This is a genomic window from Streptomyces sp. CA-106110, assembly GCF_050936285.1.
Taxonomy (GTDB): Bacteria; Actinomycetota; Actinomycetes; order Streptomycetales; family Streptomycetaceae; genus Streptomyces.
The window spans coordinates 2,346,732-2,368,301 of record NZ_JBNJNB010000001.1 but is presented as its reverse complement, the minus strand read 5'-3'; the positions used below and the strand labels follow the sequence as shown (position 1 = coordinate 2,368,301).

Annotated in this window: 17 protein-coding genes and 3 pseudogenes; 10 read left to right on the top strand and 10 right to left on the bottom strand. The window is 67.9% G+C overall.

The genetic code is table 11. From position 1 onward, the window contains the following. Window positions 1–181: 181 nt before the first annotated feature. The gene (locus ACQEXA_RS10930) at window positions 182–388 is read right to left on the bottom strand and encodes a DUF6188 family protein (protein WP_433134513.1); all 207 of its coding nucleotides are present in this window, start codon (window positions 386–388) and stop codon (window positions 182–184) included. Window positions 389–1,019: 631 nt separating this feature from the next. On the opposite strand from ACQEXA_RS10930, the gene ACQEXA_RS10925 reads away from it, so the two are divergent. Further along, window positions 1,020–2,054 (top strand): PP2C family protein-serine/threonine phosphatase, encoded by a 1,035-nt coding sequence (locus ACQEXA_RS10925; protein WP_432935062.1) that lies wholly within the window; start codon window positions 1,020–1,022, stop codon window positions 2,052–2,054. A gap of 195 nt (window positions 2,055–2,249) precedes the next feature. Here ACQEXA_RS10925 and ACQEXA_RS10920 read toward each other — a convergent pair whose 3' ends face one another. The 4 genes from ACQEXA_RS10920 to ACQEXA_RS10905 form a co-directional block, all read right to left on the bottom strand. Beyond that, window positions 2,250–3,554, bottom strand: a complete 1,305-nt coding sequence (locus ACQEXA_RS10920) for an MFS transporter (RefSeq protein ID WP_432935063.1) — start codon at window positions 3,552–3,554, stop codon at window positions 2,250–2,252. Between the two features lie 260 nt (window positions 3,555–3,814). Next, the gene (locus ACQEXA_RS10915; RefSeq protein ID WP_432935064.1) at window positions 3,815–4,009 is read right to left on the bottom strand and encodes a hypothetical protein; all 195 of its coding nucleotides are present in this window, start codon (window positions 4,007–4,009) and stop codon (window positions 3,815–3,817) included. A 75-nt stretch (window positions 4,010–4,084) separates the two neighbouring features. Next, entirely contained in the window at window positions 4,085–5,305 is a 1,221-nt protein-coding gene (locus tag ACQEXA_RS10910) for an RNA-guided endonuclease InsQ/TnpB family protein (RefSeq protein WP_433129567.1), read from the bottom strand. Window positions 5,306–5,315: 10 nt separating this feature from the next. Beyond that, window positions 5,316–5,816 carry a DUF6817 domain-containing protein gene (locus ACQEXA_RS10905; protein WP_433129565.1) on the bottom strand — a complete coding sequence of 167 codons (501 nt, stop codon included), beginning with the start codon at window positions 5,814–5,816 and terminating at the stop codon, window positions 5,316–5,318. Window positions 5,817–5,896: 80 nt separating this feature from the next. Here ACQEXA_RS10905 and ACQEXA_RS10900 point away from each other — a divergent pair, with 80 nt between their 5' ends. Then, the gene (locus ACQEXA_RS10900) at window positions 5,897–6,262 is read left to right on the top strand and encodes a hypothetical protein (protein WP_432935066.1); all 366 of its coding nucleotides are present in this window, start codon (window positions 5,897–5,899) and stop codon (window positions 6,260–6,262) included. Between the two features lie 64 nt (window positions 6,263–6,326). Here ACQEXA_RS10900 and ACQEXA_RS10895 read toward each other — a convergent pair whose 3' ends face one another. Both ACQEXA_RS10895 and ACQEXA_RS10890 read right to left on the bottom strand, forming a co-directional pair. Then, window positions 6,327–7,289 (bottom strand): RNA polymerase subunit sigma-70, encoded by a 963-nt coding sequence (locus tag ACQEXA_RS10895; RefSeq protein ID WP_433129563.1) that lies wholly within the window; start codon window positions 7,287–7,289, stop codon window positions 6,327–6,329. Between the two features lie 47 nt (window positions 7,290–7,336). Then, window positions 7,337–8,077, bottom strand: coding sequence for an SDR family oxidoreductase (locus tag ACQEXA_RS10890; RefSeq protein ID WP_432935068.1), 741 nt, complete (start codon window positions 8,075–8,077; stop codon window positions 7,337–7,339). 325 nt (window positions 8,078–8,402) lie between these two features. Here ACQEXA_RS10890 and ACQEXA_RS10885 point away from each other — a divergent pair, with 325 nt between their 5' ends. The 3 genes from ACQEXA_RS10885 to ACQEXA_RS10875 all read left to right on the top strand — a co-directional run bounded on the left by ACQEXA_RS10885 (window position 8,403) and on the right by ACQEXA_RS10875 (window position 11,249). Beyond that, the gene (locus ACQEXA_RS10885) at window positions 8,403–8,840 is read left to right on the top strand and encodes a DUF4259 domain-containing protein (protein WP_432935069.1); all 438 of its coding nucleotides are present in this window, start codon (window positions 8,403–8,405) and stop codon (window positions 8,838–8,840) included. Window positions 8,841–9,138: 298 nt separating this feature from the next. After that, the gene (gene ctaD, locus ACQEXA_RS10880; RefSeq protein WP_432935070.1) at window positions 9,139–10,875 is read left to right on the top strand and encodes an aa3-type cytochrome oxidase subunit I; all 1,737 of its coding nucleotides are present in this window, start codon (window positions 9,139–9,141) and stop codon (window positions 10,873–10,875) included. Then, window positions 10,872–11,249 carry a hypothetical protein gene (locus ACQEXA_RS10875; protein ID WP_359403878.1) on the top strand — a complete coding sequence of 126 codons (378 nt, stop codon included), beginning with the start codon at window positions 10,872–10,874 and terminating at the stop codon, window positions 11,247–11,249. Before ctaD ends, ACQEXA_RS10875 begins: the two co-directional genes overlap by 4 nt. Before the next feature lie 616 nt (window positions 11,250–11,865). Here ACQEXA_RS10875 and ACQEXA_RS10870 read toward each other — a convergent pair. Continuing rightward, window positions 11,866–12,264: pseudogene (locus ACQEXA_RS10870) on the bottom strand (ISL3 family transposase); the annotation flags it as partial. A gap of 298 nt (window positions 12,265–12,562) precedes the next feature. Between ACQEXA_RS10870 and ACQEXA_RS10865 the strand changes: the two are divergent. From ACQEXA_RS10865 to ACQEXA_RS10850, 4 genes and pseudogenes are all read left to right on the top strand, one after another. Beyond that, window positions 12,563–12,766 (top strand): annotated as a pseudogene (locus ACQEXA_RS10865) (IS701 family transposase); the annotation flags it as partial. A 605-nt stretch (window positions 12,767–13,371) separates the two neighbouring features. Next, complete coding sequence (locus tag ACQEXA_RS10860) at window positions 13,372–16,914, top strand: ThuA domain-containing protein (protein ID WP_433129561.1); 3,543 nt, start codon at window positions 13,372–13,374, stop codon at window positions 16,912–16,914. Window positions 16,915–17,001: 87 nt separating this feature from the next. Next, window positions 17,002–18,309, top strand: a complete 1,308-nt coding sequence (locus ACQEXA_RS10855) for a sugar phosphate isomerase/epimerase family protein (RefSeq protein ID WP_432935072.1) — start codon at window positions 17,002–17,004, stop codon at window positions 18,307–18,309. A gap of 184 nt (window positions 18,310–18,493) precedes the next feature. Beyond that, a complete protein-coding gene (locus tag ACQEXA_RS10850; protein ID WP_432935073.1) occupies window positions 18,494–19,696 on the top strand; it encodes an ROK family protein in 1,203 nt (400 codons plus the stop codon). A gap of 41 nt (window positions 19,697–19,737) precedes the next feature. Here ACQEXA_RS10850 and ACQEXA_RS10845 read toward each other — a convergent pair. Next, window positions 19,738–19,964 (bottom strand): annotated as a pseudogene (locus ACQEXA_RS10845) (integrase core domain-containing protein); the annotation flags it as partial. A 275-nt stretch (window positions 19,965–20,239) separates the two neighbouring features. Next, the gene (locus ACQEXA_RS10840; protein ID WP_432935074.1) at window positions 20,240–20,635 is read right to left on the bottom strand and encodes a hypothetical protein; all 396 of its coding nucleotides are present in this window, start codon (window positions 20,633–20,635) and stop codon (window positions 20,240–20,242) included. 113 nt (window positions 20,636–20,748) lie between these two features. Here ACQEXA_RS10840 and ACQEXA_RS10835 point away from each other — a divergent pair, with 113 nt between their 5' ends. Further along, window positions 20,749–21,519, top strand: coding sequence for a transposase (locus tag ACQEXA_RS10835; protein WP_432935075.1), 771 nt, complete (start codon window positions 20,749–20,751; stop codon window positions 21,517–21,519). Window positions 21,520–21,570: the final 51 nt, after the last annotated feature.

The following is a 21,570-nucleotide window of genomic DNA, read 5'->3' as shown; positions in this document are numbered from 1 at the left end:
GCGGCGCACAGCTCACCGCCCGCCGCTACGGCGGGTCGGATGCCAAGGCCGGCTGTCTCCCTGGTGAGCGATACAGCCGGCCTTGGGAAGACCAACGTTCCGCCGCATCGCTGAGGCCCTGAACCTCAGCGGCTGGGTCCACAGACTGCCGGACGCGCGCAGTAGCTCTGCCTCGCTGTCGTCAGAGCTCCCAGTCGTCCTCGCCGCCAGGGCCAACCGTGATCGGGTCGACTCCGCGTCCGGTCAGGTGCCAGGACTCAAACTGCGGGTCTGGGCCGATCCAGAGCCCGGCACCATCGTGAAAGTCGATGACCAAAGCACCGTGCTCACGGACATCGACCGCGGTGAGTGACTGCCCGAACAGGCCGCCGGCAGCGTCCCGGAACAGGAACGGCGTCTGTGGACGGCGGACCTCAATGGATGATCAACCGAGGTGCCGCACCGGCTGGTCGACGTCGGCGGTTCCCCCGGATCGAGCTGATAAGGGTGAGGCCAGTACCCGAAGCCTGCGTCCAGGATGGGGCGCCGTCGACAATGATTCGACGGCGCCTCGCCGGCTTCTACCTTCTGGCATGTATCCAGCGCACGCACAGGCGCAGGCCTGCCCACTGAAACGTCGACGCTCGCTGCTGCAGCCACCACGCCCGGTGGAACGCCACTCCTGTCGCGGCTGGACGAGGTCATTCGGGAACAGTCGCATGGCTAAATTCAGGCATTCGTTCGATTTTTCCGCCACCGTGCCCCGTGAGGGTCTCTGTGGTTGTCGGCCACTTTTGACGCTCAGCTCAGTCCGTGCCTGAACCCTGCGTCGCGAACGGGAGAGAACACAGGTGGCCGGGGGAGCGTCGTGCCGGAGTCGGGGACCGGGGCGACGACGGGACCGAGATGTGCCAACTGGTCGGTTGCCGACCGTCTGCGCTCCTGCACCGACTCTCGGGAGGATGCACAGTGAAGGTGTGGACCTTGGGCGGCGCCTGGTAACCGGTCTCCCACACCCGCGGCGGGGGAACCGTGCGCTGGTGGCGATCCCACTCGTGTTCATCGTGGTGATCACCGTGGTGGACATCCACATGCCCCCGCATATTCACCTCGGCCCGCTGCTGGTCGCCGCGCCCATTTTCACCGCCATGTTCGCGGGGTCCTGGCTGACGGGTTCGGTGGGAGCTCTGGCCCTGGCGGGCCAGGCGATCATCGCGGTGTTTCGCAGCAAGGGGGGCGGTGGTCTGGCCATGGAAAACCACGTGGTGCAGATGATCGCTCTCGCGCTGATCACGATCTTGATCGTTGCCTTCTGCGTGGTGCGCGAGCATTGCATGCCGGTCGAGGAGGCGGTGATGCGCACCCTGCTGCGGCCGGTGCCGCACCAGGTCGGCCACGTATGGGCGGCCGGGCTCTACCGTCCCGCCGAGTCCGGCACGATGGTCGGCGGCGACCTCTACGACATACGCGCGACCCGAGCGGGCGAGCGTGCCATCATCGGAGACGTCCGCGGCAAGGGCCTGCAAGCCGTGCGCGTCGTCGCCGACGTCCTCGGCAGCTTCCGTCAGGCGATCTACGAACGAGGCGACCTGCGGCAGGTCGCCGCCAGCATGGAACGAAGCATCGCCCTGGAAGCAGAAGCGATCTGCGACGACGAACTGTTCCTCACGGCCGCCCTGATCGAATACGACGCTCTCGCTCAACGCGTGACGATCGTCAATCACGGACACCTCGAACCCGTCCTGATCTCCGGCGGCAAAGTCAACGCTCTCATCGGCCCATCCGCGCTGCCTTTCGGCCTCGGCGCTCTGACCACTGAACTTCCTGTCGCCTATACGCACCGCCTCACGCGCGGCGACGTCCTGCTGCTCTGCACCGACGGGCTGAGCGAGGCCCGCAATCCGGCCGGGGACTTCTACCCCCTCCTCGACCGGCTCCGTGATCGATTCGCCGACAAACCGGCCCCAGACCCCATTGATGTCATCGAATTCCTCAACACCGACGTGCCCCGCCACGCACACGCGTGCCTCGACGATGTCGCGGTCCTCGCCATCGCCCCGCATGGGCAAATATGAGCCGCGGTACACAGCTGCACCACGGCCTCAGACGTGTCCCCGCCCTGGCGGGTACGGGGCGCCGAAAACTTCGGTGGGGCACCCCTGTGGCCGGCTATGACGCTCAGAGTGGCCAATCGGGGGGTGTGACCGCGCTTCCGTGATGGCCACGGCCGCTGACGGAGTTGTGTCGGCTCTTCGCGGCGATAGAAGCCGTCACGCAGACGGGACCGGAGTCTCCGGCGGGGCGGGAAGCGTCCGTCCCAGGCGGGCGAGTGGGGACAGGGCCATCAGCGCCGGTGACAGCAGCATGCCTGCGGCTGTCACCAGGAGGCTCGTGCGCGTCCCCCACACTTCCGCGAGAAAGCCGCCGAGCAGCGAACCGAGCGGGGTCAGCCCCGTGCCGACAAAGTTGATCGTCGCGGCCGCGCGGCCTTGCATCCCGTCCGGAGTGACGGTCTGCCGGACGGCCATGACCGTGACATTCACCAGCTGGCTGAAGGTCCCGAAGACGAAGTTGACCGTAAGGAGCGCGGGAACCGTCACCACAGAGGTGCCGTGCAGTGCAGGCACGAACAGGAACACGCCGTCGCCGAGTGCTGCCGCGGACACGAGCACGGCACCATGTCCGAAGCGGCTCGGTAGGCGGGCGGCCAGCAGCGAGCCCAGGAGCGCGCCCGGCCCCGTCGCCGCGAGTGCCAGCCCAACGGCGGTGCCTGACAGGTGCAGATCCCGTGGCAGGAGCAGCAGATAGACGGTCATCACAGCCGCGAAGAAGAACTGGAAGGCGGCTGATGCGAGGCACACAGTCCGCAGCGAGGTGTCGCCGGCGACGAAGCGGAGGCCTTCATGGATCCGCCGCCAGACCCGGGGAGGACGTTCCGAGCGTTCCGGGATGGATTCGCGGCGCCCGATCCGTCGGATCGACAGGAACGACAGCGCGAAAAACACTGCGCTGGACGCGGCAGCGATCGGCGCCGACAGCTCAGACACCAACGCACCGCCGAGAGCGGGACCGCCGATCTGTGCAGCGGACCGACTGCCCTCGAGCGCGCTGTTGCCCCGTACCAACTGCTCGCGCTGCACCAGCCGTACCAAAGACGCCTGGTATGCCACGTCGAAGAACACGGACAGAGCCCCGACGGCGAAGGCAACCATGAGCAGCGCCGGCAGGCCGAGCCCACCGAGGAGGCCGGCCACGGCGGCGGCGCCCAGTGCCAGGGCCCGACCGGCGTCCGTCAGCACCATCAGCGTGCGGGTCCGCCATCTGTCCACCCCCACGCCGGCGAAGAGCGACAGCAGCAGGATCGGCGCCTGCCCCACCGCGCGCAGGACGCCCAACTGGCCGGCACCGGCGTCGAGCGTCAGGACGGCGAAGAGCGGCAGAACCACCAGACTTGCATGTTCGCCCAGTTGGGAGGCCGTCTGACCCAGCCAGAGCCTGCGGAAGTCGCCGTCCCGCCACAGGCTTGCCGGAACAGGTCGACCGGAATCGGATACAGCGGAGGAAGAGGACGGCACAGAGACCCCTCGGATGACCGAAGACGAGACCCGCCAACCGGCGCACGACAGGTGCACCGACCAATTCAGGCAGCGGGAAAGGAAGGCTCGCTGTGCCGCGCATCAAGGGCAGCACGCGATGACAAGCCGCTCACGGCCGCAAACGTCAACGCGTGCTCGGACGACCGACCATGCCTTCGCTCCTCGTGAGTCACTCGCCGCGCAAACACCAGCTCCCGCTCGGCAGGGCACGAAAGGCGATTATGTCTGCCGGCTCGGCGCTACTCGGCCTCGTCCAGCACACTGCGGCAGTGCGCCCAGGCCGCCTCGGACAGCAGCGGCCGCCATCGAGTGAACAGGTCACGTAGGTCAGCCCCGTAGCGAGTGCGGAGCTCTGGACTGACTGCGACGATGTCCAGCTCGTTGGCGGCGGTGAGTTCGGCGAAGTCCCGTCGCTCTTCGAGGCTTGGATGCATCCGTGTACCGTTGAAGGCTCCCCTCCCTGAAGGGAGGGGATTCTCCACCCTCCAGGGCTGCGTGGGATTCACGGCTCAGGCCGCCTCTTGGTCCAGCGGACCACGAGGTCTTACGCCCTCGACACCGTCCGGGTTCCAACCTGCCCGGACCAGCATCACGCGGGCGGAGTTCTTGTCCCTGGGGGACACGGCTGCGCACACGGTGCAGGCATACGTTCTCATCGAGAGAGGGAGTGCGTGCTTGGTTCTCGCCCCGCACGTTGCGCAGTCCATCGTGGTGTGCGCCGGGTGCACCAGACGGACGTCCCGTGCGTGCTTGCGCCCCATCCCGACCAGGGCACGCTTCGTCGCCGCGATGGCCGCGTCGGCCGCCTTGCGGGCCATGGTGGTCTTCGCGAGGAACTTCGGCCTGAAGTCCTCCACCGCCACCCCGTCATGATCGCGCATGACGGCCTTGGCCCACTTGCGGCCGGTGTCCTCACGCTGCCGCGCGATCTTCTTGTGCAGCTTCGCTGCCTGTGCCTGCGCCTTCCGGTAGCCGGTGGATGCACGCTGTCCTTTCGGTCGCCGGCGCCGGGCCATCATCCGCTGATACTTCGCGAGCCGCTGAGCGGACCGCTTGCCGTGTTCGGCATGCGGAAGGTCGTAGGCGTCGTCGGTGGTGGTCGCGGTCTCCTTCACACCCCAGTCCACGCCCAGGACGTGGCCGGTCTCCACAAGCGGCTCGACCTGGGCCGGGGCGACGAAGGAGGCGTACCAATGTCCGAGCGTGTCCTGGTACACGCGCACGCTCGACGGGTCGGCAGGAAGGTCCCGCGACCACACCACGCTCAGCACGATCTGGCCCGCAAGGTGCAGACGACCGTCCTTGAGGCGGAAGCCGCGCCGGGTGTAGTTGAGGCTCGGCCTGGCCTCCCGCTTGCGCTTGAAGCGGGGCATCCCGGCCCGGCGGTGCTGCGCAAGCCCGTCCTTGATGTCCTTCAGCGCCTTCGCCCTCGACCTGGCGAACTCCCGGATCACCTGCTGCTGCGGCACCGAGGCACCCTCGGCCAGCCACGGCATCACCCCGCGGGCCTCAGTCAGCATCCTGTCCAGCTGCGCCGGACCACACGTCAACTTCTCGCCGCCCGCTCTGCTCTGCGCGTGGGCCTGCCGGGACTTGGCCACGCATTCGTTCCAGATCCAGCGGCAGCGATCCCACTCGGCTTCGAGTGCGCGCCGGGCTGTCTTCGACAGGCGTACACGGAAGGTGTACCGGGCATGCCCGGTGTCCTTCGTGGTCGCTTCTGTCGTCATGCATCCGAACCTACCTGGGAGGACTGACAGTTGAGAGTTCTTGACCGTTGTGGGCGGCATCACGGCCGTGCGGGGTGGACGCCGGATCGCCCTGACGGCGATCCGGCTGTCCCTGCCCTGCTCCGCAGGAGTCCGATTCCTCCCCGGCCTGAAGGCCGGGGCATCCTCGGAGAAAGCCGGTGAACCGGTCGACGAACGTGCCACGGTTGTGGGTCAGCCCCGGGTAAGAGGACTTGCGGTCGCAGGAGGCGTAGAAGTAGACGAGTGCTTCGGCCTCGACGCCGATCGCCTCGACCAGTTCCGCCCGATGCCCCAGGTCCAGCAGCGCGACCGGGAATCCGTCGGTCCCGTAGAACGCGTGACACAGCCCGGCCGACACCAAGGCCGGGCGAGCGCCCCACGAGCCGAGAAGGGCGCTGACTCGCCGCAGGTGCGACAGCAGTGTTCCACCAGGGTGCTCGATCTCTTCGGCTCCGGCCGCCTGCAAGATCGCCATCGCTTCTGCGGTCATCTCGACATCACCCGTCCGATCGCCGTCTGATCCGAAGCACCCATGATCGTAGGCCCGAAGTACCGCCTCCGCAGACTGCAATGCCGGCAGACGGACGCAGAGCGAAGCAGCCGTCGAACCCCCAACTGACCTGGCCCGCCCGGTCGTCGTCAGGGTGGAGCCTCGCCCACGCACTCAGCGCCCAGGGCCGCTACGCCGAGGCCCTCGACTGTGTGACCAGTGCCCGCGAGGCCTACACCACCTCTCGACGGTTCGATGCCGCCGAGGTCCACACGGCCGGCGTACCTATGGCGGAGGCTCTCCTGGGCCTCGGACGCCATGACGAGGCAGCCCAGGCCGCCCGCGACGGCATCACCGCACTCACGGAACTCTTCAGCCCCGACCACGGGTGCGTCCGCGACGCCCGAGAACTGCTGGAGCGGGCAACGAGCGCCACGGCGTCCTGACCCGGCCTGGCGCTGTGGCCCGCAGATTCTCCTGGAGGCCCGCCACCAGGCTCCTGATGCGGTTTCAGGTGGTGAGCGCGGGCGCGAGGCCGAACGTGGGGACCAGACCTGGGTCGTTGAACGCCGTGATGCGGCTGATCCGTGCGCCTATCAGGGTCAGGACCTGGACTCCGTACGCCTCGTAGCGGTCGACGGCCGCGCGTTTGTGGACGACGAGGGCGGGCTGGCCGTTGGCGAGGGTGGGCGCCATGCGCCACAGGCCAGGATGGAGTACGCGGGCGGAGAGGAATCCGACGACGGCCCGGCGTCCGGTGAACCAGGTCGGGGTCGGCGGCATCTCCAGCTCGACGTCGACCCGCAGCAGGTTCACCAGCGCGTCGGCGTCGGCCCGGGTGAACGCGTCGACGTAGTCGTCGAGAAGTGCGCGGAGGGTCTGTTCCGTCGGTTCGGCCAGGTCGTCCTCGACCGGTCCGGCCTCGGCCAGGCGGGACCGGGCGCGGCGCAGCGCGCTGTCGACGGCGGCGGTCGTCGTGTCCAGGATCTCGGCGACCTCGGCGGTCCGGAACGACAGCACATCACGCAGCGTCAGCACGGCCCGCTGCCGGGCGGACAGGAACTGGAGCGCGGCGATGAAGGCCAACCGCACTCCAGTCCTGGCGGCCACCACCGCCGCCGGGTCATGGCCGCCGAACAGGGCGTCGGGCGCGGGCTGGAGCCACGCCATGGACGGTTCACGGGGAGCCATGGCCACCAGATGATCGTCCACAGGCGCGCCGAGGCTCGACGGAAGCGGCCGTCGGGAGCGCGACTCCAGCGCCGTCAGGCAGGATCTGGTGGCGATCGTGTAGAGCCATCGCCGCACCGAGGAGCGGCCCTCGAACCGGTCGTACGCCCGCCACGCGCGCAGGTATGTCTCCTGCACCAGGTCCTCGGCGTCGTGGATCGAGCCGAGCATGCGGTAGCAGTGCGCGAGCAGTTCCGGCCGGAACTGCTCGCGCACGACGGCGAATTCGGTGTTCGAGGGCATCGCGGCATCTCCTGGGGGTGCGGTGAGGGTGACTGTAGAGCCGTTGCTCAGCCGAGCGGGCTCAGCCCGTCGCCGCCGACCCGGTACTCCGGTGCGCTGTCCGGGTTCCCGGCGAGCTCCACGACGGCCTTGGCGACCTGGTCCGCGGTGAGGACGGGCCCCCTGCCCTTGACGAAGGTGTCACGGTCCACGCCCTGGCGTGCGGCGTAGCCCGCTACCGCGACCGCGCCGACGCAGCCGGCCGGGGTCATGTTGGGCAGCAGCGTGACGAACCGGATGCCCAGGCCGGCCCGCTGCGACTCGTCGGCCGCGTACCCCCGGATGTACCGGATGGCCGCCTTGGCGCTGGCGTATCCACCGCTGAGCGGGGATCCGCCCAGGACGGCCCCGCTGGACATCGTGACGACCACGCTGCCCGGCGCCAGCGGCTGCCGCAGCGCCGCCCGGGTCCAGGTGAACACGTGCCGCGTGTCGACGTCCCAGTTACGAGTGAAGGTCTCCCAGGTGTGCTCGTGCACGGGTGCCATGTGCGGTACGGCCCCGGCGTTGAGGACGAGCAGGCCGGGTCGGTGCGTGCCGATCACGTCCTGCGCGAGCGCTTCGTCGGTGGCATCGGCGGCGACGGGGGTGAAGCCCTCGCCGTCGTGTACGGCGTTCAGGTCCTGCTCATGGCGGGCGATGCCGACCACGCGGGTGCCCGCGGCGACCAATGCGGCGGTGATCGCGCGCCCGAAGCCGCGGCTGGCACCCGTGACGACAGCGGTCTGGAAGAGAGTGGACTCAGACATCGGATACTCCGAAGTGGTGGTCGGGTTCGGTCCTTATCAAGACCAGCGGCGGGAGGAAAATCCGTCGCCGCGGTCACCATCGACGCAGCCGCACAGGTCAGGCGCTCGGTCGGTTCGTGCGAGGCTCTGCCGGCTGACCGGGACCACTGAGAGCCCCCCGAGATGCAAACCTCCCGTGCCGCAAGCTTCCGCCCCTCGATCACCCAAGCCTCCCAAGGAGATCCACTGGGACCGTCCCCGTCGTTCGGCGCAGTCGGCACGAGCTCTTCGGCCCGATGTCAGTGACCCGTGCGAAGATCCCGGTCAGTGAGGTGAGAGGGGAGCCATGGGTACCTGGGACATCGGTCCGTTCGACAACGACACGGCCGCGGACTTCGCCGACGATCTGGATGATGCTGCCGCAGGAGAGCGTGAAGCCCTCATCCGCGGAGTTCTGGTGCGCACTGTAGGCAACCAGGATTACCTCGAGGGCCCCGACGCCGAGGAGGCCGTGGCGGCTGCTGCCTTGGTCGCCGCCCAATGCCCAGGGGGCGAGGCGGTCAGCCCCCATTACGGTCCTGACGAGCCGGTGCCCGTCCTGCCGGCCGACTTCAGACGGCTGGCCGTCGAGGCCCTGGACCGAGTCCTCGCAGACGAATCCGAGCTACCCGAACTCTGGGGCGAGACCGGAGACGGCAGACAGTGGCGCAGCAGCATCGACCGGCTTCGCGCGGTTCTCGATCCGACGATGCAGGCACACGAGGATGCGCTCTTCGAGATCTGACGTTCCCGCCATGGCCACACCCTCACGGATGCCTGACGTTTGCCGTAACCCCTTGGATGCCGACCCTGGCGACCAGCGAAGTCGGTGTCGGAACGCACGCGCCGATCGGCCGCCGCAACGTCTGCCATACCCATGCGCATCGGGCCGACAGCGACACACCCCGGTTGCTCCATTGGGCTCGAATCGTCCTGCCGAATGGCCGTATTCCGGTCGATCGGGGAGGCAGCCCTGCCCCTGGCAGAGCCAGGATGGCGGCTGACTGACGACGCGAACCGAGAGTACCGGGAGACACCCACTTGTGAGCATCCTCAACGAACCCCACGGTGCCGAATCAGGTGCGGAGTCATACGCGAACGAGATGCCGGTCCGGCACAGGCAGCCCGGCAATGTCGTGGTCAAGTGGGCGACGACCACCGACCACAAGACGATCGGCACGCTGTATCTGGTCACGTCGTTCGCGTTCTTCCTCATCGGCGGCGTCATGGCCCTGCTCATGCGCGCCGAGCTGGCCCGTCCGGGCCTGCAGATCATGTCGAACGAGCAGTTCAACCAGGCGTTCACGATGCACGGCACGGTCATGCTGCTGTTCTTCGCGACGCCGCTGTTCGCCGGCTTCACGAACTGGATCATGCCGCTCCAGATCGGCGCCCCCGACGTGGCCTTCCCCCGCCTCAACATGTTCGCCTACTGGCTGTACCTGTTCGGCGCGCTGACCGTCTTCGGCGGCTTCCTCACCCCCCAGGGCGCGGCCGACTTCGGCTGGTTCGCCTACTCCCCGCTCACTGACGCCCACCACTCGATCGGCATCGGCAGCGACCTGTGGATCATGGGCCTCGTACTTTCGGGCTTCGGCACCATCCTCGGCGCCGTCAACTTCATCACCACGGTCATCTGCATGCGCTGCCCCGGCATGACCATGTTCCGCATGCCGATCTTCACCTGGAACGTGCTGCTCACCAGCGTGCTGGTGCTGTTCGCCTTCCCGGTGCTGGCAGCAGCGCTCCTCGCACTCGAGGTGGACCGCAAGTTCGGCGCCCAGGTCTTCGCCGCGGCCAACGGCGGCCCCCTGTTGTGGCAGCACCTCTTCTGGTTCTTCGGCCATCCCGAGGTCTACATCATCGCGCTGCCCTTCTTCGGCATCGTCACGGAGGTCATCCCGGTCTTCGCGCGCAAACCGGTGTTCGGTTACATGGGCCTGGTCGGCGCGACGATCTCCATCACGGGCCTGTCGGTCACAGTGTGGGCGCACCACATGTTCGTGACCGGCGGTGTGCTGCTGCCGTACTTCTCCTTCATGTCGTTCCTGATCGCGGTTCCGACCGGTGTGAAGTTCTTCAACTGGATCGGCACGATGTGGAAGGGCTCGCTGTCCTTCGAGACTCCGATGCTGTGGGTGACGGGCTTTCTGGTCACCTTCCTCTTCGGCGGCCTGACCGGTGTCATCCTGGCGTCGCCGCCCCTGGACTTCCACGTCTCGGACAGCTACTTCGTGGTGGCGCACTTCCACTACGTCGTGTTCGGCACCGTCGTCTTCGCGATGTTCGCCGGATTCCACTTCTGGTGGCCGAAGTTCACCGGCAAGATGCTCGACGAGCGCCTCGGAAAGATCACTTTCTGGACGCTGTTCATCGGATTCCACACGACGTTCCTGGTACAGCACTGGCTGGGCGCCGAGGGGATGCCCCGCCGGTACGCCGACTACCTGGCCGCCGACGGCTTCACCTGGCTGAACACCGTCTCGACCATCGGATCGTTCCTGCTGGGGCTGTCCATGCTTCCGTTCTTGTACAACGTGTGGAAGACCGCCAAGTACGCCAAGCCGGTCGGCGTCGACGACCCGTGGGGCTACGGCCGTTCGCTGGAGTGGGCGACCTCCTGCCCGCCGCCCCGGCACAACTTCCACACCCTGCCGCGCATCCGCACCGAATCCCCGGCGTTCGACCTGCATCACCCCGACCTTTCGGAGATCGACTACCAGGACTACCGCGGCAAGCGCGGGATTGAGGCGCCGGGGCGCGAAAGGGGCCGGCCTTGACGTCATCGAGCCGTCATGGGGCCCCGCCGGATCGGCAGAGCGGCACACTCGCCAACGAGGTCGAGGGTTACCTCCTCCTTCAAGCAGAGCGAGAGCAGGCGCAGCGGGAGGCCGAAGCCCTCTGCGCTCGCCTGCCCTGGCTCACGCATGGGCAGGCCGAGGATCTGACCCGCCATTACACCGAGCAGCGCCTCGGTCTGACACGGGAAGCGCTGCAGGCCACTGCCGACCGGGCCAAGCGCCTGCGCGGCGAATACGAGGCCCGCTACGCCACCTTGCGTCGCACCCTGCTCAGAAGGCATGCCGTCTGCGCGTGCCTTGTGATGGCCTGCTCCACCGTGGCCGGCGTCGGGACCTGTCTGCTGGCCCGCTGATCCGACCTCCTGGAGTTGTCCCGGTCTGATGGACGCGGACGGGTTGGCCGACCATGCCGCTGACCGGGCGACGCTGACGGACGACTCTGCCGCGAGTCGACGCTCGTGCCCGGTGCCACTGATGCCCGGTGCGACTGAGATGACCGCTCGCCGAGCGACGACTGACGGACGACACTGCTGCGAGCCGACGCTTGTGCCCGGTGTCACTGATGCCCGTTGCGATTGAGATGACCGTTCACCGAGCGACGGCACGCGGGTCGTAGAAGCCGAGCCGGCAGAGTCGGTGACGGATGCCGCGGGAGCGAGCGCCCGCCGTGTGCTGAGTGGCCCCGGCAGGACGTCCAGGCGACGTGGACCATGCTGCACGGCAAGTGGGATGTGCCCTGCGCACCCGTGATGAGCATGAAGGAGATCGCCGAGACAAGGCGCTGCGCGAGAGCGGCACCGCGGTGGAAGTGGAGCAGAAGGGTCGCGGAACCAGGAGCAGCACTGCGGGTGCCGATCGGGATGAACCATCGGCACCCGCGTCGCTCTGCGCCGTCCGGTTGATCGCCACCGGTCCCCGCCGGGTGGCGGTGTCCTCGACTTGCGTCCAGTTCCTTCCAGATCGTGTGGGTCATGCTGAGGCGGGTTGGCGTCCGGGGAGTTGGGGGCGGGGGCCGGCGAGGGTGAGCATGACCAGGGCGATGATGGCGTCGGCGGAGTGGAAGCCGAAGCCTCTGCGGATGATCAGGCGGGTCTTGGTGTTGGTGGACTCGATCAGTCCGTTGCTCATGCCGGTGGTCAGCGCGGCGCGGATCGCCTGGTAATGGCGGCGGATACGGCGCTGGAGGTCGACGAAGACGTCGATGCGGCAGCGGCGGGCCCAGCCGATCCACCGGTCCAGTGCCCGCAGGGCGGCGGTGGGGCGGGACTTGGCCAGGGAGAACACTGCCCGCAGGGCCTCCTTCAGGCGCCAGGCGCGGTGCAGGCGGGGGTCGGTGGCAGCGATCCAGGCGAGTTTCGCGGCCCGCCTTACCGCTCACCGACGGTGCAGCTGCCGCCTCCGACAGAGCCCGGCCCGCCAACACCGCAAGCCACCGCACCGCCAGCAGCCGGTTCACCTCCGGCAGCCCCGCCCAGACCCCCTCGCCCAGGCCCTGACGGGTCAGGCTCTGGGGCAGCCGCCCCCTGCGTCGTCCACGACGACTCGCTCTCCTCTTCACCTTGCCGGGCCCGCAGCCGCTCGACCACCACGACCAGCCGCAACAGCCCCTCACGCCCGATTACCGGCACATCACCTACCTGATACCCATTCATAGGTGCAGTGAGCTTGGCGGATTGAGCACGACTACCGGGAGCTCAAGCACGGCCTGGGTCTGGACCACTTCGAGGGCCGCTCCTGGGCCGGCTGGCACCACCACGTCACCCTGGTCACCGCCGCCCACGTCTTCCTCACCGAGCAGCGGATGGCCCCAAAAGCCCGCACACCGGCCTCACCCTCTACCAGATCCTCGATGCCCTCCAAGACCTGCTGAACTGCTGGACCGGCGTGTGCACCACCTGCCACCAGCCCCTGCCCTGATCCCGAATCAGACAGCAGCCAGCAAGATCCACCACAACTTAACGGAGTCCTACTAGCCGGACCGCAGTCCCGTCTACGTCCTCAACGTGTTTGCGGGTACGCGGAGGCGTCTGCTGCGTGCTTGGTACTGGCGGGCGGCGGCGATTGCCGGGCTTGATCGCCAGTACGTCGGTGATGTGCCGCCGGAGATCGCTGGCTGGGCAACGGCGTTCTTCTCTTCGTCAGCGGACTTTGACTTGTCTGAGCAAAAGTTCGGACCTGTTGCCTGAAACTTTTGCGTAACAGAGTCTTTCTTTGGCGCATTCGTGGCTATACGATCCGCGCAAGAACTCGGAGACCGAGCCAGTCGCTCACCAGCGATCCCGGTGGGCACTGATGCGCAGCTCGACGTAGTACACGCACCTGCCGTCACGCCGTCCCCGTCCCGCTCGCACCGCTGCGATCGATCGCCTGTCCACCTCTTTCTGAACATTCCGGCGCATACCCCCCGCACCCCTTCCCGGCCGGGCCGTCTCCGCACGACGGCCCGTTGGTCTGGCGTACCCCTGAGGAGGTTCCATGCGCATTGCCTTTCGCCGCCGCCTCACCGTGTTCGGCGCGCTGCTCGCACTCGTGGGCAGCATGCTGATCGGTTTGGCATCGGCGTCCGTCCCGGCTGCGGCGTCCCCACCGGACGCTGCGGCGCCGGAGAGCTCCGGCAATCAGTACAGAGTCCTGGTCTTCACGAAATCCACGGAGGCACACCCGTCGGTGACCAACGCCGGGGTGGACGCCATAAGACAGCTGGGCGATCAACTCCGGTTCGCGGTTCAAGTGACCGACGACGCCCGCAAGTTCGATGAAGAGCACCTCAAGCAGTACCGCGCCGTCGTCTTCCTCAACACCAACGGCGACGTGCTCACCACCGCCCAGCAGGACGCCTTCGAGGCGTACTACCGCGCGGGCGGCGGCCTCGTCGCCATCGGCTCGGCGATCGAAGCCCAGCCCGACTGGAAATTCCTGTCCGACGTCCTCGGCACCCGGGCATCCGGCCGGACCGACGTGCAGCCCGGCACCATCAAGGTCGCAGACCGCGTCCACGAGGCGTCCAAGAACCTGCCGGAGTACTGGACCCGTTCCGACGCCTGGTACAACTTCAAGTCCAATGTGCGTGGCAAGAGCCATGTCCTGGCCACCGTCGTCGAGGACACCTTCAAGCAGCAGCCGTCGGGTGAGACGCTCACCGGCATCAAGGGCGGCACGATGGGGGCCGACCACCCGGTCACCTGGTGCAAGGACTTTGAGGGAGGCCGCTCCTTCTACACCGCGCTCGGCAACACCGCAGGCAGCTTCCGCGAGGGCGACATGCGCTCGCACCTCGGTGGCGCGATCAAGTGGGCGGCCGGGCAGGCCGACCCGGTGTACTCCGACTGCGGCGCGACGGTGCTGTCCAACTACCAGCAGACGGCCGTAGCAGCCCCGCCGAACCTGGGCGAGCCGATCGGCTTCGACGTTCTTCCCGACGGTCGGACCCTCCAGACCGACCGCCGCGGCAGCGTCCGGCTGCACGACCCCGAGTCGAACAAGACCACCGTGCTGGCCCAGATCCCGGTCTACCAGAACAGCGAAGACGGCATGTACGGGCCGGGGATCGACAACGACTTCAAGACCAACCACTGGGTCTACCTCTACTACGCGCCTCCCACCGTGAAGGACGTGAAGCTGTCGACGGGTGAGGTCGTCACGCAGACGACTCCGACGGCGGACGCACCGACCACCGGGGCCTCACCGTCGGTCTGGGATCCCTGGGTCGGGTACTTCCAGCTCTCCCGCTTCAAGTTCGTCGACGCCGCCGGGGACACACCGGCGCACCTCGATGTCGCCTCCGAGCAGGAGATCATGCGGGTTCCGGTCAACCGCGGCGCCTGCTGCCACGTCGCGGGCGACATCGACTTCGACAAGCACAACAACCTGTGGATGGTCACCGGCGACGACACCCCGGCCGGCGGCGGCAACTCCGGGGGCTTCGCTCCCTTCAACGACATGATGACCACGACCGGGCAGTACAACGCCCCGTTCGTCGACGCCCGCCGCTCGGCGCAGAACACCAATGACCTGCGCGGCAAGCTCCTGCGCATCACGGTCAAGGACGGCGACATCGCCGCCGGCGACCAGAACAAGTTCGGCGGTGCCTACACGGTGCCCTCGGGCAACCTCTTCCCGGTCGGCAAGGAGAAGACCCGTCCGGAGATCTACGGGATGGGCTTCCGCAACCCGTTCCGGGTCCAGGTCGACGAGAACGACGTCGCCTACATCACCGACTACTCGCCCGACTCGCAGACTCCGCAGAACTTCCGCGGGCCGGCCGGTACCGGCCGAGTGGAGATCGTGCGCAAGCCGGCGAACTACGGCTGGCCGCTGTGCGTGAAGCCGGATCTGCCGTACTACCGCTGGAACTTCAACACCTCCACGCCGCTGGACAGTCCTGCGCAGCCGTTCGAGTGCAACAACGCCGAGCACGGCCCGCAGAACAACTCCCGTTGGAACCTCAACGGCGGACCCACCGTCGAGCCCGGCCTCGAGTACGGTCCGCCGATCACCAACCCGGACATCTGGTACTCGTACACACCCGAGAACCGGGCGGACAACCCGATCGGTACGCCGTGTCTCGCCTACTACAACGGCTCGGGTGCCACCAGCTGCCCGCGGCTGTTCCCTGAGCTGGGCACCGGTGGTGTCGGCCCGCAGGGCGCGGCCAAGTACCACTTCGACCCGGACAACCCGGATCAGACGAAGCTGCCGCCGTACTACGACAACGCGGTCTTCATGGGCGAGTTCACGCGGGACACCCTCAAGGAGGTCCGCCTGGACTCGAAGGGCAGGGTGTTCAAGATCAACGACCTGCTCGACTGTGCCGGTCTGAACACCAGGCGGGTCCCGGACACGAGCAAGCCGTTCGAGTGTGACAACCCGATGGACATGCAGTTCGACGGGAAGGGGCACTTTTACCTGCTCGGCTACGGCGACGGCTTCTTCAACAGCAACCCTGATGCCGGCCTGTACCGGTGGGATTACGTCAAGGGCAAGCGCGCACCGATCCCGGTGCTTGCGGCGACGCCGACGAACGGCTCCGCACCGCTGAACGTGCAGTTCTCCAGCGCGGGTTCGCGGGATCCCGACGTGGGCGACTCGATCCGGTTCGAGTGGGACTTCAACGGTGACGGAACCGTCGACTCGATCGACCCCGACCCGCAGTACACCTACACGATGCCGGGACAGTACACCGCGAAGCTGACGGTGCTCGACTCCAGCGGCAAGTCCGCCTCGGCGAACACGACCATCACGGTCGGCAACACCGCGCCCACCGTGACCGTCAACACGCCGTTCGACGGCGGCCTGTTCTCCTTCGGCGAGAGCATCCCGTTCTCGGTGACGGTCGCCGATCCCGAGGACGGGACGATCGACTGCAGCAAGGTCGAGGTGACGTTCGTCCTCGGCCACGACACCCACGGCCACGCCGAGCAGAGCGCCCACGGCTGCACGGGTGTGCTGGCGACCGATGCCAACGACGTGTCCCATGGGGGCAACGTGTTCGGTGTCATCAGCGCCTCGTACACCGATAAGGGCGGAGCCGGCGGCGTTCCGGCGCTGACGACAGTCGCTCAGAACCAGCTCCGGCAAAAGCGCCAGGAGGCTGAGGTCGCCCTGGAGGAGTCCGGTACCAACGTCGCCACGACGAACGACCCGGCCGGCGGCAGCCAGCACCGCGGCAGCCTCGGCAGCGGCGACTGGATCGGCCTGAACGGACCGTTCGACCTGCACAGCATCGACTCGCTGACGTTCCGGGTGGCGAGCACGTCGACGCAGGTGCCGGCGGGTAGCCCGATGGCCGCCGTCGAAGTCCACCTCGACTCGGTGAGCGGGCCGGTTCTCACCACGGCGAACCTCACGTCGACCGGTGCCACGTCGACCTGGGAGAGCCAGAAGTTCCCGATCATCGACCCGGGCGGCAAGCACAAGGTCTACCTCGTGTTCCGGTCGGTCACGGGCGGCCAGACCGGCGCCAACCTGTTCAACCTCAACTGGGCCGAGTTCGGCGGACAAGGAGTGAGCGCTTCCTAGCACCACCCCGCGGCCGGGGGCGCCGCGCGCTCACTGCGGCGCCCCCGGCCCTGATCTGGTACAGCCACTTCGAAAAGAGGGACCACCATGGCCTTCAACAGCAACTTCAGCCGACGCCGCTTCATGGTCGGCACGGGCGCGGCAGTGGCCGCGGCGTTCAGCCCGATCGGCCCCGCATCCGTGTTCACGCCGGCCCTGGCGAGTGCGGCCAACGGGCGGCTCATACCCGCCGGCAAGCTGGGCACGATCACCTACAGCCAGCGCGACGTGCCCACCCGGGTCGGCATCGCGGCGAGCAGAGCGCTCGGCGTCGCCCCCACCATGGGCTACCTGGGCGGCCCCGACTTCCCGCAGGACCCCACCGACCTCGGCCCGCTGGTGCCGCTGCCCGGCGGCTGGGCGGAACTGTTCGAGTTCCTCGCGAACTGCGGTTTCAAGCAGATCGAGTTCGCCGGTTACGGCCAGAACGCCGCGAACCCCGGCGGCGACGCACCCAACCCGGCGCCCGGCGGCGTCACCACACCGCAGTCACGGGCGGCGTACCTGGCGTACGCGCGAACGCTGCGCGGCTTCCTCGACGCGTACGGTCTGGAGGCGATCGGCAACCACGGGTTCATCCCGAACACGTGGAATGGCCCCAACAGCGCCGGCGGCGCCATGTCCACACAGGACTACGAGCGGCTGCAGACCGAGCTGGAGTTCGCGGCGATCCTGGGCACACCGTTCATGGGCACGGGCAACGACCCGACGAACTCGGGCAACCGCAACATCGAGCCGTGGACCGTCGCCGGCGAGAAGTGGGAAGCGCTGAACACGATCAGCCGGCAGTGGGGCATCCACCTCTACACCCACAACCACTCGCCGGCGTACAACTTCCTGCAGGACGGTCCGATGGTCACCGTGACCCAGGACCGTGTGACAGGCAGGCCGATCGCGCCCACGCAGGTACGGGGAGAGTCGGGCAAGCGCCTCATGCAGCACTATCTCGACGTCACCGACCCGGCCCTGTGCGTCATCGAGATGGACGTGTACTGGGCGCACGTCGCCCAGCACCAGTGGCGCTGGCGCTACGACTGGGAGGGCAACCGCGTCGAGGACATCTTCGACCCGGCCGCGCAGGTCGCCAAGCAGCCGCAGCGCTACCAGCTGTTCCACGCCAAGGACGGCGACGCCACCGGCGAGGCGCCCGGCGTCGGCAACGGCTACAACTTCATCCCGTTCGGCGACCCCCGCAGCGACATCGACTACACCACCTTCTACGGGGGCATCGGCGCCAAGGGGCACTACAACGCGAACTACGAGCAGGACAACGCCCCGGGCGGCAACTCGGACCCGGGCCAGTCCCTGCGGTTCTCCAGGATCAGTGCGGCCGGCATGGCGGCACTGCGCGGCTGACACCCGGCCGCTTCCCGTCCCGTGCCGCGGTGGCCGCCGCGGCACGGGCGGGGCACTGGCCGCCGCACCCGCCCCGGGCTTTTGCGTGAAAGAACAAAAGTTCCATGAGTAACACCCAAAGGTATGGACCACTCTCGGTGAAAGTCATTATCGTGGAAGCCATGGCACAGCATGTTGCGCTGATATGAACGCGTCAGAGGTGACCCCGGTGCGAAGCCCACAACCGCTGCATGTCGAGCTGCTGCGGCTGCTACGCGATGAAGGCGCGTTGTCGCGTGCCGAGCTGGCCGACCGCCTTGAGGTACCCCGGCGGCGGCTGCTCGCCGAACTGGAGCGTCTGATCGCGGCGGGCTACGCCGCCGAGGCCGGGCCCGCCACGTCCCGAGGCGGTCGCCGGTCGACGCTCGTCGAACTGAACCCGGATCTGCGCTTCGCCTCCATCGACCTGGGCGCCACCTCGATCGACGTCGAGGTGACCAACGGCCGGCTGGAACAGGTCGCGGCGTACCAGGAGTCCGCCGACCTCCGCTCGGGACCGAAGGCGATCCTCCACCGGGCCGACGAGTTGCTCGCGAAAGCCCGCACGGAGGGGGCGTACGAGCGGCTGACCGCGGTCGGCATCGGAGTGCCCGGCCCGGTGAGCTTCCGCGACGGTGTGCCGGTGGCGCCGCCGATCATGCCGGGCTGGGACCGGTTCCCCGTGCGCGAGTACCTCACCCGTAAGCACAGCTGCCCCGCGGTCGTCGACAACGACGTGAACATCATGGCGATAGGCGAGCGCCATGGCGGCGCCGCGCACTCGGTCAACGACTTCCTGTTCGTCAAGATCGGAACCGGAGTCGGGTGCGGCATCTTCCAGGACGGAAACGTCTACCGCGGGACCGACGGCTGCGCCGGCGACATCGGGCACATCCAGGTCGACGCGCACGGGCCGGTCTGTTCCTGCGGCAACGTCGGCTGCCTCGAAGCGCTGTTCAGCGGCGCCGCACTCGCCCGCGAGGCGACCGCGGCGGCGCGCTCGCACAGGTCCCCGGCACTGGCCGAGCGGCTTGCCGCCTCCGACGCGGTCAGCGCAAAGGATGTGGCCGAAGGCGCGTCCGAGGGCGACGTGACGTGCATCCGGCTCATCCGCGACGGCGGGCACCACCTCGGCAGCGTACTTGCCGGCTTGGTCAGCTTCGCCAACCCCTCGATGATCGTGATCGGTGGCGGGCTCGCCCAGCTCGGACACATCCTGCTCGCCGAGATCCGCAGCGTTGTGTACCACCGGTCGCTGCCGCTTGCGACCAGGAACCTGCCCGTTGTGCTGTCCGAGCTGGGGCCGCGCGCCGGTGTGACCGGCGCCGCGGTGCTGGCCAGCGACCTCGCCTTCGAGCAGGCGTCGTGACGGACAACCCGCAAGACAGCCCGCACGCCTGCGGGGCAGGTCGCGTAGCGGTACTCGTTGATGACGCCGCCGAGGACGCGGGTGCGCAGGAGTCTGCGCGTATCGAAGTCGTGCACGGTGGCGGGCTGTTGGACCGAGTCGGGTGGCAGCTGACCGCGGGCCCGATGAGGCCGATGCGCGTTGTAGTGCTTTTGTAGGTAGCCAGGACCTGTCGGGCGTGAGCCTCGCCCATGATGAGGACGTGCTCGAGGGCCTCACGCCGGATGCTACGGTCCCAGACCGTCCAGGCGGCGATGGGGTGGCCGAGCCGGGCCAGCTCGCCCTGGATCCTCCCGTTTCCCCACCTGGGGTTCTCCCTGGTTGTCATGGCGCCCGGCTCCGACAAACCTTTCCGGTCACAGCAGCTAGCTAAGGCTTGTCCCGTAACACCTGACCGCACTTGAGATTTCGTCGGCATACCTGCCTCCACGACCTGCTCCTCGAAGCTGAGGTTCTTGCAGGTAGTGGCGGCTGCGGTCGGGCAGAGGGTGGATGTGGATCAGCTCAGGGCTCGAACGAGTCCTTCGTGCTGGGCCTCCGAGAGCGTTTGACACCGCTGCACGCCAAGAGCTCGGTCCCGGTGGCGTCGAAGTACAGAGTGAAGAACCAGAGCCGGTCTGCTGCGTCGATGGTCCCGGTACGTAGTTGCTCGCCGCGGTGCCGTGCGAGGATCTCAACGGTCTCGTCGAGGCCGATGGTCTCTGGCAGGCCGCGCTTCAACGACCGTCTCAACCTCGTTGCGGCGATGCCGGCGGCCATCCACTGGGGCGCCGCCCTGTCCCAGACCTTTACCTCGGCGCCGGCGGCGATGGCCTCGCGTGCTGGCTTGCACGCGCTCGTCTGGTCGGTGAGCATCGCGGTGATGTCGGGCTGGCTTGGGGGCTCGTCTTCGGTGGCCATGCGGTGACTGTAGAGACTGAGCGTGGCGTTGCTACAGGATGCGGCGTGGCTGGCGCTGGGCGGGGAGACAGAGGATCGCGATGTTGTGCCGGGCATCGTGGAACGATCTTGTGGTGGCTGGTGTGATCACGGCGTCGGAGTCGTCGTGGATAGCCCCGTTCAGCGGGCTGAGCCCGCGTTCCTTCAGGAAGCTGGTGACCGCGCTGCGCCGCGAAGGTGCGGATCCGGTCCGCAAGGGCCGGCCGTGGTCCCTTCCACTGGAGGACCGGGTACTGCTCGTGTCGGCCTACTGGCGCACGAATTTGACGATGCGCCAACTCGCGCCGCTCTTCGGCATCTCGAAGTCCGCGGCCGACCGGATTATCGACCACCTCGGTCCCGCGCTTGCCGTGCGGCCCCGCAGGCGGTTCGCCAAGGGCACCGTGCTCATCGTGGACGGCACCCTGGTCCCCACCCGGGATCACACCATCGCCGAGCGGTCGAAGAATTATCGGTACTCCACCAACCACCAGGTCGTCATCGACGCCGACACCCGCATGGTCCTCGTGGTCGGCCGGCCGCTCGCCGGCAACCGCAACGACTGCAAGGCGTGGGAGGAGTCTGGCGCCAAGGCTGCCGTCGGCAAGACCCTCACGATCGCCGACGGCGGCTACCCGGGCACCGGACTCGTCATCCCGCACCGTCGTGAGCGGGGCCAGGCCGAACTCCCGGATTGGAAAGAGGAACACAACAAGTCCCACAAGCAGGTCCGCGCCCGCGTCGAGCACGTCTTCGCCCGCATGAAGACCTGGAAAATCCTCCGCGACTGCCGCCTCAAAGGCGACGGCGTCCACCACGCCATGCTCGGCATCGCCCGGATGCACAACCTCGCCCTCGCCGGCTAAATCGAGGGCCGTTCGGCGGCCAACCCTGCTCGCGCCGATCCGGAGATCATT